General features: G+C 74.5%; 12 protein-coding genes. 5 read left to right on the top strand and 7 right to left on the bottom strand.

Annotated features, from left to right (window positions below; all coding sequences use genetic code 11):
• Entirely contained in the window at positions 1-1284 is a 1284-nt protein-coding gene (locus tag KBX43_RS20135) for a nucleotide sugar dehydrogenase (protein ID WP_166456404.1), read from the top strand.
• 188 nt (positions 1285-1472) lie between these two features.
• Positions 1473-3221 carry a CDP-glycerol glycerophosphotransferase family protein gene (locus tag KBX43_RS20130; RefSeq protein WP_104113631.1) on the top strand — a complete coding sequence of 583 codons (1749 nt, stop codon included), beginning with the start codon at positions 1473-1475 and terminating at the stop codon, positions 3219-3221.
• A 55-nt stretch (positions 3222-3276) separates the two neighbouring features.
• Here KBX43_RS20130 and KBX43_RS20125 read toward each other — a convergent pair whose 3' ends face one another.
• Together KBX43_RS20125 and KBX43_RS20120 are read right to left on the bottom strand one after the other, a co-directional pair.
• On the bottom strand, positions 3277-3819 hold the full coding sequence (locus KBX43_RS20125) for an acyltransferase (protein ID WP_030499741.1): 543 nt from the start codon (positions 3817-3819) through the stop codon (positions 3277-3279).
• Between the two features lie 65 nt (positions 3820-3884).
• Positions 3885-4223: a DUF952 domain-containing protein gene (locus tag KBX43_RS20120; protein WP_043325106.1), complete on the bottom strand. Its 339-nt coding sequence runs from the start codon at positions 4221-4223 to the stop codon at positions 3885-3887.
• Between the two features lie 83 nt (positions 4224-4306).
• Between KBX43_RS20120 and KBX43_RS20115 the strand changes: the two genes are divergently transcribed.
• Together KBX43_RS20115 and KBX43_RS20110 are read left to right on the top strand one after the other, a co-directional pair.
• Positions 4307-4963, top strand: a complete 657-nt coding sequence (locus tag KBX43_RS20115) for a response regulator transcription factor (protein ID WP_043325105.1) — start codon at positions 4307-4309, stop codon at positions 4961-4963.
• 10 nt (positions 4964-4973) lie between these two features.
• The gene (locus KBX43_RS20110) at positions 4974-6425 is read left to right on the top strand and encodes a HAMP domain-containing sensor histidine kinase (protein ID WP_064447481.1); all 1452 of its coding nucleotides are present in this window, start codon (positions 4974-4976) and stop codon (positions 6423-6425) included.
• 12 nt (positions 6426-6437) lie between these two features.
• Here KBX43_RS20110 and KBX43_RS20105 read toward each other — a convergent pair whose 3' ends face one another.
• From KBX43_RS20105 to KBX43_RS20090, 4 genes are all read right to left on the bottom strand, one after another.
• A complete protein-coding gene (locus tag KBX43_RS20105; RefSeq protein ID WP_083297126.1) occupies positions 6438-7379 on the bottom strand; it encodes a TAXI family TRAP transporter solute-binding subunit in 942 nt (313 codons plus the stop codon).
• 54 nt (positions 7380-7433) lie between these two features.
• Positions 7434-8087, bottom strand: a complete 654-nt coding sequence (locus KBX43_RS20100) for a hypothetical protein (RefSeq protein ID WP_210886507.1) — start codon at positions 8085-8087, stop codon at positions 7434-7436.
• 109 nt (positions 8088-8196) lie between these two features.
• Positions 8197-9000, bottom strand: coding sequence for a peroxide stress protein YaaA (gene yaaA, locus KBX43_RS20095; RefSeq protein ID WP_082931064.1), 804 nt, complete (start codon positions 8998-9000; stop codon positions 8197-8199).
• Between the two features lie 16 nt (positions 9001-9016).
• Positions 9017-10621, bottom strand: a complete 1605-nt coding sequence (locus KBX43_RS20090) for a hypothetical protein (protein ID WP_210886505.1) — start codon at positions 10619-10621, stop codon at positions 9017-9019.
• Positions 10622-10740: 119 nt separating this feature from the next.
• Here KBX43_RS20090 and KBX43_RS20085 point away from each other — a divergent pair, with 119 nt between their 5' ends.
• Positions 10741-11781, top strand: a complete 1041-nt coding sequence (locus KBX43_RS20085) for an App1 family protein (RefSeq protein WP_043330371.1) — start codon at positions 10741-10743, stop codon at positions 11779-11781.
• Between the two features lie 91 nt (positions 11782-11872).
• Here KBX43_RS20085 and KBX43_RS20080 read toward each other — a convergent pair whose 3' ends face one another.
• The gene (locus tag KBX43_RS20080) at positions 11873-12853 is read right to left on the bottom strand and encodes a zinc-dependent alcohol dehydrogenase family protein (protein WP_247677557.1); all 981 of its coding nucleotides are present in this window, start codon (positions 12851-12853) and stop codon (positions 11873-11875) included.
• Positions 12854-12873 lie beyond the last annotated feature (20 nt).

The following is a 12873-nucleotide window of genomic DNA, read 5'->3' as shown; positions in this document are numbered from 1 at the left end:
ATGAACATCTGCGTCGTCGCGCTCGGCAAGATCGGTCTGCCGCTGGCCGTGCAGTTCGCGTCCAAGGGGCACCGGGTGATCGGGGCCGACGTCTCCGAGCGGGTCGTCCAGCTGGTGAACGACGGTGCGGTGCCCTTCCCGGGCGAGGCCGACCTGGACGTCAAGCTGAAGGAGACGGTCGCCGCCGGCCTGCTGTCGGCCACCACCGACACCGCCGCCGCGGTCGCCGAGTCGGAGGCGGTCGTCGTGGTCGTGCCGCTGTTCGTGGACGCCGAGGGCGTGCCGGACTTCGGCTGGATGGACGACGCCACCCGGGCCATCGCCCGTGGGCTGAAGCCGGGCACGCTGGTCAGCTACGAGACCACGCTGCCGGTCGGCACCACCCGCGACCGCTGGGCGCCGATGCTCGCCGAGGGGTCCGGCCTCACCGCCGGCACCGACTTCCACCTGGTGTTCAGCCCCGAGCGGGTGCTCACCGGCCGGGTCTTCGCCGACCTGCGCCGCTACCCGAAGCTGGTCGGCGGCATCGACGAGACGTCGGCCGCGCACGGCGTCCGGTTCTACGAGGCGGTGCTCGACTTCGACGAGCGGCCCGACCTGGACCGCCCCAACGGCGTGTGGGATCTCGGCTCGGCCGAGGCGTCCGAGCTGGCCAAGCTCGCCGAGACGACCTACCGGGACGTGAACATCGGCCTGGCGAACCAGTTCGCCCGCTTCGCCGACACTGTGGGCGTGGACGTCACCAAGGTCATCGAGGCGTGCAACACGCAGCCGTACAGCCACATCCACTCGCCGGGCATCGCGGTCGGCGGCCACTGCATCCCGATCTACCCGCGGATGTACCTGTGGAACGACCCGGCCGCCACCGTGGTGCGCTCGGCCCGCGAGGCCAACGCGGCCATGCCGGAGTACGCGGTCGACCTGCTCGCCGCCGCGTACGGCGACCTGACCGGGGTCGGCGTGCTGGTGCTCGGCGCCGCCTACCGGGGTGGCGTCAAGGAGACCGCCTTCTCCGGCGTCTTCCCGACCGTCGAGGCGCTGCGCCGCCGGGGCGCGGTGCCGTACGTGTCGGACCCGATGTACAGCAACGAGGAGCTGGCCGCGCACGGCCTGCCCGGCTACGACGGCGAGCCGCTCGGCGCCGCGGTGATCCAGGCCGACCACGCGGAGTACCGCACGCTGTCCCCGGCCGACCTGCCCGGCGTGACGGTGCTCGTGGACGGCCGGCGGGTCACCGACCCGGAGCGCTGGACCGGCGTGCGCCGGGTGGTCATCGGAGGCTGACCGCACACGCGCGTACCGGGCCCCGGCCGTGATCACGGCCGGGGCCCGTCGCGTGTCGCCACCAGCCGATCGGCGTCCGCCGTTCACCTGCCGGACACCCCGGCAATACTTGTGTCATGTGACCCGTTTAGGGTCGCAGCGGTCCGAATCGAACCTGGCCGACGTCGGGGCAGACAGGGAGCGTGTCGTTGTTGAGCAGAATTCGCAGCCAGCAGGGTCTCGCCGCGGTGGGCGCGACGCTCCTCGGCTACGCGGTCATGGTCCTCTCCGGAGTACTCGGCCTGGTGGTGCCGTTCGCGGTGGCCGCCGTGGTCGCCTTCGCCGGTGAACTGGCCCTGGCCGGGCGGCACACTCCGACCGCCGAACTGCTCGACAAGGCCGGGCTCGGCGAGACCTTCCGGCGGCTGGTGCGGGACCTGTCGGTGGTCCTGCTGGTGGTCGTCTCGGCCCGCCCCGGCGTGGCCGGCACGATCGCGGTGCTGCTGCTGCCCGCCGCGCTCTGGACCGTTGCGGTAGCCACGAACGCGGTGACGAAGGTGATCGACGGGCGGGTCGACCCCCCGGCGTACACCCGCAACATCGACCTCGGCGCGCTGCGGCGCGTCCCGGTGCCGCCGGCCTGGGCGCGGTGGCTGGCCGGGCTGAACATGCCGCTGCTCAACGTGCTTCTGGTGCCGGCGGCGGTGGTGGCCGCCGCGCGCGACCAGGTCGCCCCGGTGGTGGTCACCGGCCTGGTGACGCTCGCCGCCGGCCTGGTCACCGCCGCGGTGCTGGCGCTGACCGCGCTGCGCGGCCGGGGCAGCCAGCCGGGCGTGCTGCCCGCCGTGCACGACTGGATGGCCCGGGAACGGCCCGAGGTCGCGCTCTACTTCGCCGGCCCGGCCAAGGACGTCTACCAGGCCAACATGTGGCTCGCCCCGGTGGAGGCGACCGGCCGCCGCGCGGTGGTTCTGCTGCGCGCCGCTGACGCGTTCGAGCAGCTCGCCGACACCCGGCTGCCGGTCATCTGCGTGCCGGCCGGCGTCGACTTCATGAACCTCGACCTCAGCTCGCTGCGCGTGGCGCTGTACGCCGCGAACGTCGGCGCCAACATCCACCTGCTGCGGGAACCGGGCGTCAAGCACGTCTTCGTCGGCCACGGCGACAGCGACAAGCAGGCGAGCGTGAATCCGTACAGCAAGGTGTACGACGAGGTCTGGGTGGCCGGGCCGGCCGGGCGGGAGCGGTACGCGCGCGCCGACGTCGGCGTGCTGGACCGCGACATCGTGGAGGTCGGCCGGCCGCAGCTCGCCGGGGTGCACACGTTCGGCTCCGGCGCCGCCGACCACCGCTTCACCGTGCTCTACGCGCCCACCTGGGAGGGCTGGCTCGACGACGACCCGTACCACACCTCGCTGGTGCTGATGGGGGAGCGGATCGTCTCCGGGCTGCTCGCCGCCGGTGACGTGCGGGTCATCTACAAGCCGCACCCGCTGACCGGCAGCCGGTCGGCGAAGGCGCGGGCCGTACACGAGCGCATCGTGGGCCGGATCAAGGCGGCCGGCGGCGACACCGATCCGTCCTCGCTGGACGGGACCGCGCACCTGGTGGTCACCGGCCGCACGCCGGGGCTGTTCGACTGCTTCAACGTCACCGACCTGCTGGTCAGCGACGTGTCCAGCGTGGTCTCCGACTTCGTGCAGAGCGAGCGGCCGTACGTGGTGGCGAACCCGGCCGGTCTGTCCGAGGACGAGTTCCGCCGGCAGTTCCCGACCGCGCGCGCGGCGTACCTGCTCTCGGCGGACTGCGGCGAGCTGGCGAAGATCCTCGACGTGACGCGGTCCGGCGACGACCCGATGACCGGGGCGCGACGGGAGCTGAAGGAGTACCTGCTCGGCCCGGCCGGGTCGAACCCGATGGACCGCTTCCGGGACGAGATCGGCCGGCTCTGCGGCTGAGGCGTAACCGTGACGGGGGCGACGACCGGCCTGGTCGTCGCCCCCTGTCGCCTGGTCAGCCCTGGTGCGGCGGGTTGTCGACGTCGCGGGAGACGACCTCGCCCTTGGCGTCGACCCAGCCCTTCGGCCGGGCCGGGTTGCCGGCCACCAGCTGGTACGGCTTGACGTCGCGGGTCACCACCGAACCGGCGGCGATCATCGCGTACTCGCCCACCTCGATGCCGCAGACGAGCGTGGCGTTCGCGCCGATCGAGGCGCCACGCCGGATCAGCGTCGGCGTGATCGTCCAGTCCGGATTCTGGGCGCGCGGGCGGAAGTCGTTGGTGAACACGGCGCAGGGACCCACGAACACCTCGTCCTCAATGGTCACGCCCTGGTAGACCGAGACGTTGTTCTGGATCTTCACCAGGTCGCCCACCGTGACGCCCGCGTCGACGTAGACGTTGCGGCCGATCACGCAGCCGGCGCCGACCTGCGCGCTCGACCGGATGTGCGCCAGGTGCCAGACCTTGGTGCCGTCGCCGACCTTGGCGCCGTCCTCCACGTCGGCCGTCGGGTGGACGAAGACGGAGGCGGACCGGTCGTTGCTGTCAGTCATCTCAACTCGCATCGTGGCAGGGCGCGTCGCGCCGTCGGGCGGGCTCGACGCAGCATAACGAGCGCTCACCCGAGCAGTTCGGCCACCGCGTCGGCGGCGGGCCGGTCGGCCGGCAGCGGATGCGCGGCGACGACAGCGTCCACCGGCAGCGCGGCGTACAGGTGCGGGAACAGCGCGCCGCCGCGGGAGGCCTCCCAGCGCAGCGCGTCGCCGAGCCGGGACTCGTCCACCGCGAGCACGGTCAGGCCGGTGACCCCGGCGAAGAACCTCCGCGCCGTCTCCACCACCTGGTCGGCGGCGGACAGGTGGACGTAGCCGTCCTGCCGGTCCATCGCGGTGCCGGCGAACCGCCCGTCCGCCCGTGCCCGCGCCCACTCGTCGTCGGAGAGAATCTTGTAGATCACGCCAGCAGCCTAGAGCGGCCTCGCGTCCCGGCGGCGCGTCTGCCACCATTCGCAGGGCACACGTCGAGCGGAGGGAGGAACGGGTGCGGATCCTCCTGGTCGAGGACGACCGTCGGGTCGCCGCCGCGCTGTCGTCCGCGCTGACCCGGCGCGGCTACCAGGTGGAACACGCCGCCACAGTCGCCGCGGCGCTCTCCGCCGCCCCCTGCGACCTGGTGCTGCTCGACCTGACGCTGCCCGACGGCGACGGCACCGAGGTGTGCCGCGAGCTGCGCCGCCGCAGCAGCCAGCTCGGCATCATCGCGGTGACCGCCCGTGGCGAGGAACGCGACCGGGTGCTGGGCCTGCGGCTGGGCGCCGACGACTACGTGGTCAAGCCGTTCTCGATGGTGGAGTTGCAGGCGCGCATCGAGGCGGTGCTGCGCCGCGCCGCGCACACCGTCCCGGAGCGTCACCTCATCGAGGCCGGGCCGGTGCGCATCGACGTCGGCGGCCGGACGGTGAGCGTGGACGGCCGGGACGTGTCGCTCACCCGCAAGGAGTTCGACATCCTGCTCTCGCTGGCCCGCCAGCCGGGGGTGGCGGTGCCGCGCGAGCGGATCCTGCTCGACGTGTGGGGCACCACCTGGGCCGACCGGCACACCGTGGAGGTGCACGTCGGGTCGCTGCGCGGCAAGCTCGGCGACGCGACGCTGGTGGAGACCGTGCGCGGGGTCGGTTACCGGCTCCGCGGCGCGTGAGGAGGGGCCCGTGCGGCGCCGACTGGTGATCAGCTACCTGCTGCTGATGGTGCTCGTCCTGATCGCCCTGGAGACGCCGCTGGCGTTCACGCTGGCCTCCCGGGAGACCGACCGGGTACGCGCCGACCGCCTCGCCGACGCCACCCGGTTCGCCTCGCTCGCCGGCCCGGCGCTGCGCGGCGGCAGCCCCGGTCCGCTCGACGGGGAACTGGCCGCCTACGACGCCCTCTACGGCATCGGTGCCGCGGTGGTGGACCGGGAGCGCCGTACCGTCGCCGCCTCGTCGGCCTGGGAGCCGGGCGCGGGCACCGGCGCGGCGCTCGACACCGCGCTGTCCGGGCAGCAGTTCAGCGGCCCCGAGTCGGTCTGGCCGTGGGACGGCGGGCCGGTGGTGACGGCCGTGCCGATCAACGACGGCGGCGAGGTGCTCGGCGCGGTGGTGACCACCAGCCCGGCGGACGGGGTGCGCCGCACCGTCAGCGCGTGGTGGCTGCTGCTGGCCGGCATCGGCCTGCTCGCGGTGCTGGCCTGCGTCTCGACCGCGTTCGGGCTGGCCGGCTGGGTGCTGCGCCCGGTCACCGAGCTGGACGCGGTGACCCACGAGATCGCCGAGGGCCGCCGGACCGCGCGGGTGCGCCCCCGGCTCGGCCCACCCGAGCTGCGCCGGCTCGCGACGAGCTTCAACGACATGGCCGACGCGGTCTCCGACGTGATGGACCGGCAGCGCGCCTTCGTCGCGCACGCCAGCCACCAGCTCCGCAACCCGCTGACCGCGCTGCGGCTGCGGGTCGAGGAACTGGGTCCCAGCCTCAGCGACGCGGACGGGCGGGCCGAGCACCGGCTGGCGCTGGAGGAGACCGACCGGCTGGCCACCGTGCTCGACGCGCTGCTGACCCTGGCCCGCGCCGAGCGGGAGGAGAACCAGCGGGTCACCGTGGACGCCGCCGCCACCGCCGCGTCCCGGGTGTCCGCCTGGCTGCCGCTGGCCCGGCACTGCGACGTCGCGCTGCGCCTGGACGCGGACGGCGAGCCGGTGTACGCCCGCACCGTACCCACCGCCATCGACCAGGCGCTGGACGCCCTGATCGACAACGCGGTGAAGTTCAGCGGGGCCGGGGGAGAGGTGACGGTGACGGTCCGCGCCGCCGAGGGCGGTACGACGCTCACCGTCCGGGACACCGGCCCGGGCATGACGGCCAGCCAGCTCGACCAGGCCACCGAACGGTTCTGGCGGGCGCCGGACGTGCAGAACGTGGACGGCGCGGGCCTCGGGCTGACCATCGCGGCGGTGCTCGTGGACGCCTCGGACGGCCGGCTCACCATGCGCCGGGGCGAGCCCCGGGGCCTGGTCGCCGAGTTGTGGTTCCCGGCGCCCGCCGACGATCCGGGTGAGGCCGGCGGGGAGGCCGAGACCGCCGAGCCAGTGGGCCCGCGACACGACGGCGAGCCGGCCACCCGCTGACCGCGCGCGAGCTCAGGGCTTCGCGGCGCGGTACCACTGCGCCGCGCCCGGGTGCAGCGGCAGCGGGGTGGTGACGATCGCCGACCGCTGGCTCATCCGGCCCGCCGCCGGGTGCGCGGCGGCCAGTTCCGCCCGGCGCTCCATCAGCAGCCGGGTCACGTCGCGCACCAGCGCGGCGGGCAGGTCGGCGCGGACGATCAGGTAGTTCGGGTTCGCCACCGTGCTGACCGGCTCCGCCTGGTACATGGAGCGGGGGATGTCCCGGGTCACGTAGACCTGCCCGTACCCGCGGCGCAGCGCCTCGGTCCACTCGCCCAGGTCCACGATCCGCAGCGAGGTCCGCTCGGCCAGGTCGGCGACGCCGCGTACGGGCAGTCCGCCGGAGAAGAAGAACGCGTCGATCCGGTCCTCCCGCAGCGCGGTCATCGAGTCGTCCAGCCCGAGGTGCTCCTGGCGGATCCGGTCGCCGTCGAGCTGGGCCACCTCCAGTAGGCGGGTGGCGGTGATCTCGGTGCCGGACCCGTCGGCGCCCACCGAGACCCGCCGGCCGCGCAGGTCGGCGAGCGTGCGGATCGGGCCGCCGGCGCGGGTGACCAGGTGCAGCAGGTCGTCGTAGACGCGGGCCACGGCGAGCACGGACGGATGCTCGGGTTCACGTGCCGGGAGCACGTCGGCCTGGGTGAAGCCCAGTTCCGCCGCGCCGGACCCGACCAGCCGGACGTTCTGCGCCGAGGCGGCGGTGACCACCACCTCGGCCCGTACCCCGGGTAGCTCCCGGTTGAGCACGGCGGCGAGCGACTGGCCGAAGGCGTGGTAGACGGCGGTCGGGCTGCCGGTGGCGATGCGGATCCGGGTCGGCTCGGCCGGCTCGTCCCGGCATCCGGCCAGGCCGGAGACGAGCAGCAGCACCAGCACGAGCGGGGCGGCGGCGCGCACAGGCCAGTGTCGGCTCACGGGCTGCACTCTGCGCCGTACACCCGCCGCCGCGCAAGCCCGCCGCCGGGCCGGTCAGCCGGCGGCGGCCAGCTCCGCGCTCTCGGTGATCCGGGTCCGGTGCTCTCCGTTGGGCACGATCACCAGGAAGCAGCCCGCGCCCGGCCGCAACGCCGCCGGCACCTCCAGCAGCGCCGCGCTGCGGACCAGCACCGCGGCCAGGTCACGGTCGGCCAGCCGGATGCCGAGGCAGTGCCGGCGTACGTGCCGGCCGCCGGCGAGCAGCGCCGCCCGCCAGGCCGCCGCCGCCAGCCGGGGCCGCCAGAGCCGCCGCGCCGCCGAGGCGCCCGGGAACGGCCCGCCGAGCAGCTCCCGGCGGCCCTGCCGCCAGCCCGTGGTGAGCAGATTCGCGTACGTCGCCCGGTGCTGCGGCGGCACCGCCAGCCGGTGCAGCTCGTAGCGGCGGCGCAGGCCACCGGTGGTCAGTTCGTGCTGCACCGGCACGTCGAGTCGACCCAGCAGCTGCCGCATCCGGTGTGCCGCGTCCTCGCGGTTGAACTCGGCGATCCCGCCCCGGTGCGGTCCGGGGTCCAGGCGGCGTACGTCGGCGGCCGGCGGCGGCGTGCAGCGCACCATGCAGGCGATCTCGAAGGCGTCGGTCAGGGTCAGCCAGTCCAGCGGCGGGGACGGGCGGGGGCGGTCGAGCAGCGAGGTGGGCTCGGCGAGCATCGGCGCAGCTCCTCGGTCAGAGTCGGGGTACCTCTACCGTTGCCGCCAACGGCCGGGTCGGGAACCGATGCGGCCGAGCCTTGAGCAAAATTTGCGGGAAGCCCGCCGGTCAGAGTTCGGTGACCACCAGGTCGACCTGCCGGGGCCGCCCGGCCGCCCGGGGCGCCTCCTCGACCGTGTACTTCAGCTCCCGCAGCGCCCCCACCAGCGCGTCGGCGGTACGCGGCCGGGCGTCGGCGAGCAGCAGATCCCGTACCAGCCGGCCCTTCGTCGCCTTGTTGAAGTGGCTCACCACCGACCGGGTCGGCGTGCCGTCCACGGTCCGCTCGTGCAGCACCCGCACCGTCACCGTCCGCTCGGCGAGCGCGCCGCGCGGCGTCCAGGTGGCCGCGTACGCGCCGGAGCGCAGGTCCAGCACCGGGCCGCGTCCGGCGGCGGGCTCCAGCACCGGCCCGAGCGCGCCACGCCAGTACGCCGACAGCGCCCCGAGCCCGGGCAGCCGCGCCCCGATCGGGCAGCGGTACGGCGGGATCCGGTCGGCGAGGCGTACCGCGCCCCACAGCCCGGAGCTGATCAGCACCTGGCGGCGGGCCGCCCGCTGCGCGTCGGGCGGTAGCGTGTCCAGGCCCAGCGCCTCGTAGAGCACGCCGGTGTAGAGCCGCCCGGCCGGGGCGGTCGCCGCCTCCCGCAGCCGGGCGTTGCGGCGCAGCTCGCCGCGCTGCCCCTCGGTGAGGCCCAGCGCGGCCAGGGCCGCCGCCTCGTCCGGCCCGGCGCACAGGTCGACGAGCGCGGTCAGCACCGCCTCCCGGGCCGGGTTCAGCTCGGTCAGGGACAGCCGGGACAGGTCCAGCCGGCGGCCGGTGCCGGCCTCGGCCTTCCCCTCCGACGGGGGCAGCAGGATGAGCACCGGCACAGCGTACGGGCCGGGCTCAGCGCCACGGCCGCACGGCACGGTCGGGGTGGTACACGCGACTGCCGCCCACCTCGGCCACCACCGCCGCGTCGGCGCGGTCGCCCAGCAGCCGCCGCAGTGTGCGCTCGGCGGGGGAGCCGACGTCCAGCACGTACCCGGGCCGTTGCGCGCGCGCCACCCGCTGCCAGTACGCCGGATAGCGGTTCTGCCCCGGCGTGAGCGCCCCGTCGAGCACACCGCACGCGACCGTCTCCCCGGTGTTGAAGATCAGCCGGTTGCAGGTCCAGTAGTCCCCGTACACCTCGTGCAGACCGGCGTCCCGCACCGTGTCGGCCAGGCGGCGGGCCGTGCGCTCCTCGTCCCGTACGCCCGGCACGCCGGCCAGGAACGCCACGGTGCCGGCCAGCGTCGCGGCGGTCAGCCCGGCCAGCACCACGGCCGCCGTGGCGCCGCCGAGCCGGGCGGCCGGACCGGCGGTTCTGCGCAGCGCGTGCGCGGCGGCCAGCCAGAGCGGCCACAGCACGGCCGGCAGCGAGATCTGCAGCACCGACAGGTACCTGGAGTTGCTCAGCGGGTCGGTCGCGGCGAGCGGGCTGCGCACGTACGCCAGCAGGGTCAACGCCGCGCCCACTACCAGCGCGAGGATCGCCGCGGCCCGGACCCGCGCGGCGTGGTCGGCGGCCCGGCGGTACGCGACCAGCCCGAGCGCCGCGGCGGCCACCAGCAGCACCGGGTAGAGCACGCCGAACCACTGCGCCCAGCGCGCGCAGCCGTCCATCGGGCACATGCCCGACGCCAGCGGCACCCCCTCCAGCAGTCCGCCGCGCAGCCGTTCGGCGAGCGACGGCGCGACGCCCTCCTTGGTGCTGATCTCCCGGAACACCGACAGCGAGTCCTGTCCGGCCGGCGCGACGATGTTGTCCTTCACCATCGGCGCGATCCCGGCGGCGAAGCCCGCCACCAGCAGCACGCCCGGCCAGCCGATCAGCTCCCGGGGCATGGCCAGGACCAGCACCACGCCCGCCACCAGCAGGTACGGCGCGATCAGCCAGTCCGACCAGAGCGCCAGCCCGGCGAGCAGCCCGAACGCGCCGGTGGCCAGCCAGCGGTGCCGGACCCGCTCCTCGCCGAGCGCGACCGCGAGCAGCAGCATCGCCAGCACCGCCGGCTTCACCTCGGGACGGCCGCCGACCACTGTGAGCTGGTCGCGGACCACCCGCTCCGAGCCGAGCGCCAGCAGGCCCACCACGACGACCGCCAGCCAGGGGGAGAACAGGCGGCGGGTCAGCCGGTACGCCAGCCACAGGAACACCGCGAACAGCGCGAGCAGCGGCAGCCGCAGCACCGGCCAGCTCGGCCCGGCCCAGCCGACCAGCGGCGCGGCCAGGTAGGACTCCAGCACGCCCATGTAGCGCTGGCCGTAGAGGAAGACCGGCCGCTCACCGCGCTCGGCGATGTGCAGCGCGGCCAGCCCGAACGTGGCCTCGTCGCTGTTCGACGCGGGCACCGTGAGCAGCGTCAGCACCAGGCGGTAGCCGACTCCGGCCACACCGAGCAGCAACGCCACCAGCGCCGGCGCGTCCGGACGCGGCCGCACCCGGTCCCGCTTCGTCGTCGACACGACCAACGCCCCCGTCGTCGCCCCGACCGCAGTCTGTCACGGCGGAACGCGGCTCCGAGGGCCGATCGGTGTGGATCACTCGCGTGGCCGGGCCCGGCCGGGTGTGGCAGTGTTGCAGCGTGCCACCCACACCACCGGACCAGCTTGCCGTACCGCGACTGCACCGCGCCGCGCGCTTCGAGGACGCCGTGCACGGCCTGGTCGAGCGCCGGTTGCGGCGCACCGGGTGGCAGCCCAACATCATCGCGTACGCGGGCTACGGCGCCCCGGGCTGGGCGCGGGTGCTCTGCCGGGTGCTGCTGGGCCGCCCGGACACCCGGCGGCGGGGCCGCCTGGACAAGGTGCGGGGCTGGCGCAGCTTCGCCACGCTGCCCGCCAAGCACATCCGGGTGACCATCGAGGCCGACGGCGTGCGCCAGGAGGTGACCGCCGACCGCAGCGGGTTCGTCGACACCGTGATCGAGGCCGACTTCACCCCCGGCTGGGGCTGCGTACGCCTCAGCGTCGCCGACGCCGAACCGGTGGAGGCGCTGGTCCGCGTGCTCGACCCGGCCGTCCGGTTCGGCATCCTCTCCGACATCGACGACACCGTCATGGTGACCGCGCTGCCCCGGCCGCTGCTGGCCGCGTGGAACACGTTCGTGCTGGACGAGCACGCCCGCACGGCGGTGCCGGGCATGGCGGTGCTGTACGAGCGGCTGGCCACCGCCCACCCGGGCGCGCCGGTCTTCTACCTGTCCACCGGCGCCTGGAACGTCGCGCCGACGCTCACCCGGTTCCTGTCCCGCCACCTCTACCCGGCCGGGCCGCTGCTGCTCACCGACTGGGGGCCGACCGCCGACCGGTGGTTCCGCAGCGGCCGGGAGCACAAGCGGGCCACGCTGGCCCGGCTGTCCCGGGAGTTCCCCGAGGTGCGGTGGCTGCTGATCGGCGACGACGGGCAGCACGACCCGGAGATCTACCGGGAGTTCGCCGCCGCGCACCCGGACCACGTAGCAGGGGTGGCGATCCGGCAGCTGTCGCCGACCCAGTCGGTGCTGGCCGGCAGCCTGCCCGCCCCCGCCGGACGGCCGTCGTCCGGCCCGGTCGGCCAGAAGTGGCTGAGCGCCCCCGACGGCGCCGGCCTCTGGAAGCTCCTCCGAGAAGCCGACCTGGTCTGACCGCCGGCCCCTCCTCTTCGCGTCGATCATGAGGTTGACCGCCTTGTAGAGATCAACAACTGCCGTCAACCTCATGATCGGCGGCCGACTGTCACGGCGTCACCACGATCTTGCCCGTCGCCGTTCCCTTCTCCAGGTACCGGTGCGCCTCGACGATGTCGTTCAACGTGAACACCCGGTCCACCATCGGTTGCAGCACGCCGGTGCGGACACCAGCGGCCAGGAACGCGGCGACGCGCCGGGCAGTCACCGGGTCGACCATGTCCGCAAAACTCATGTAGCGATAGATGGTCAGTGACGGATTCGCCGGGAACGACGCCGGGCGCGGGTCCAGCCAGCCCACCGTGGCCAGGGTGCCGCCGAGCTTCGCAGCCAGCGACAGCTCGGCCAGGCCCGGGCCCATGACAGCGTCCAGGATGATGTCGGCGCCCACCCCACCGGTGTGCCGCCGGGTGGCCTCCCCGATGTCCTCCCGGTCGGTGGCGATCACCGCGGCGGCTCCGGCAGCCAACAGGCTCTCCACTTTGGCGCTCTGCCGGGTGACCGCGATCGGCACGGCGCCGATCTGGTTGGCGATCTGGATCGCGGCCCGCCCGACACCGCCCGACGCCGCGGTGATCAGGACCTGGTCCCCGGGCCGCATCCCGGCTCTGTCCACCAGCGCGCCGTAGGCGGTGAAGTACGACACCCAGAGCGCCGCCGCAGCGACGGGCTCCAGCCCGGCGGGCCGTGGCACGACCGGGTCGGCCGGCAGCACTGTGTACTCGGCGTACGCACCCCTGGTCTCGAAGTCGGGTATCGCACCGAGGATGACCGGGTCGCCGACGGCCAGCCCGGTCACCCCGGACCCGAGCGCGTCGATCACACCGGTCCCCTCGACGCCCAGCCGCGCGTGCGGCAACGGCACGGGCCGCGGGGACTGCCCGGCCCGGACCATCTGATCGAGCGGGTTGACCGCGAAGGCCTCGATCCGTACGCGTACCTCGCCGGCCGCGGGCTCGACGACCGGCTCGTCGACGACGCGCAGAACGTCCGGACCGCCGGTCTCGTCGAACACGACTACTCGTGGCATGAATGGCTCCTTGCGTTCCT

It is taken from the genome of Micromonospora sp. C41 (genome assembly GCF_018070485.1).
GTDB lineage: Bacteria > Actinomycetota > Actinomycetes > Mycobacteriales > Micromonosporaceae > Micromonospora > Micromonospora chalcea.
This window is presented reverse-complemented; position numbering and strand designations above follow the sequence as displayed.

What these genes read in the sequence shown, in the direction of transcription:
- KBX43_RS20135 (WP_166456404.1), top strand. Translation starts at nt 1, where the DNA reads ATGAACATCTGCGTCGTCGCGCTCGGCAAGATCGGTCTGCCGCTGGCC.
- KBX43_RS20125 (WP_030499741.1), bottom strand. Translation starts at nt 3,819, where the DNA reads ATGACTGACAGCAACGACCGGTCCGCCTCCGTCTTCGTCCACCCGACG.
- KBX43_RS20100 (WP_210886507.1), bottom strand. Translation starts at nt 8,087, where the DNA reads ATGCTCGCCGAGCCCACCTCGCTGCTCGACCGCCCCCGCCCGTCCCCG.
- KBX43_RS20080 (WP_247677557.1), bottom strand. Translation starts at nt 12,853, where the DNA reads ATGCCACGAGTAGTCGTGTTCGACGAGACCGGCGGTCCGGACGTTCTG.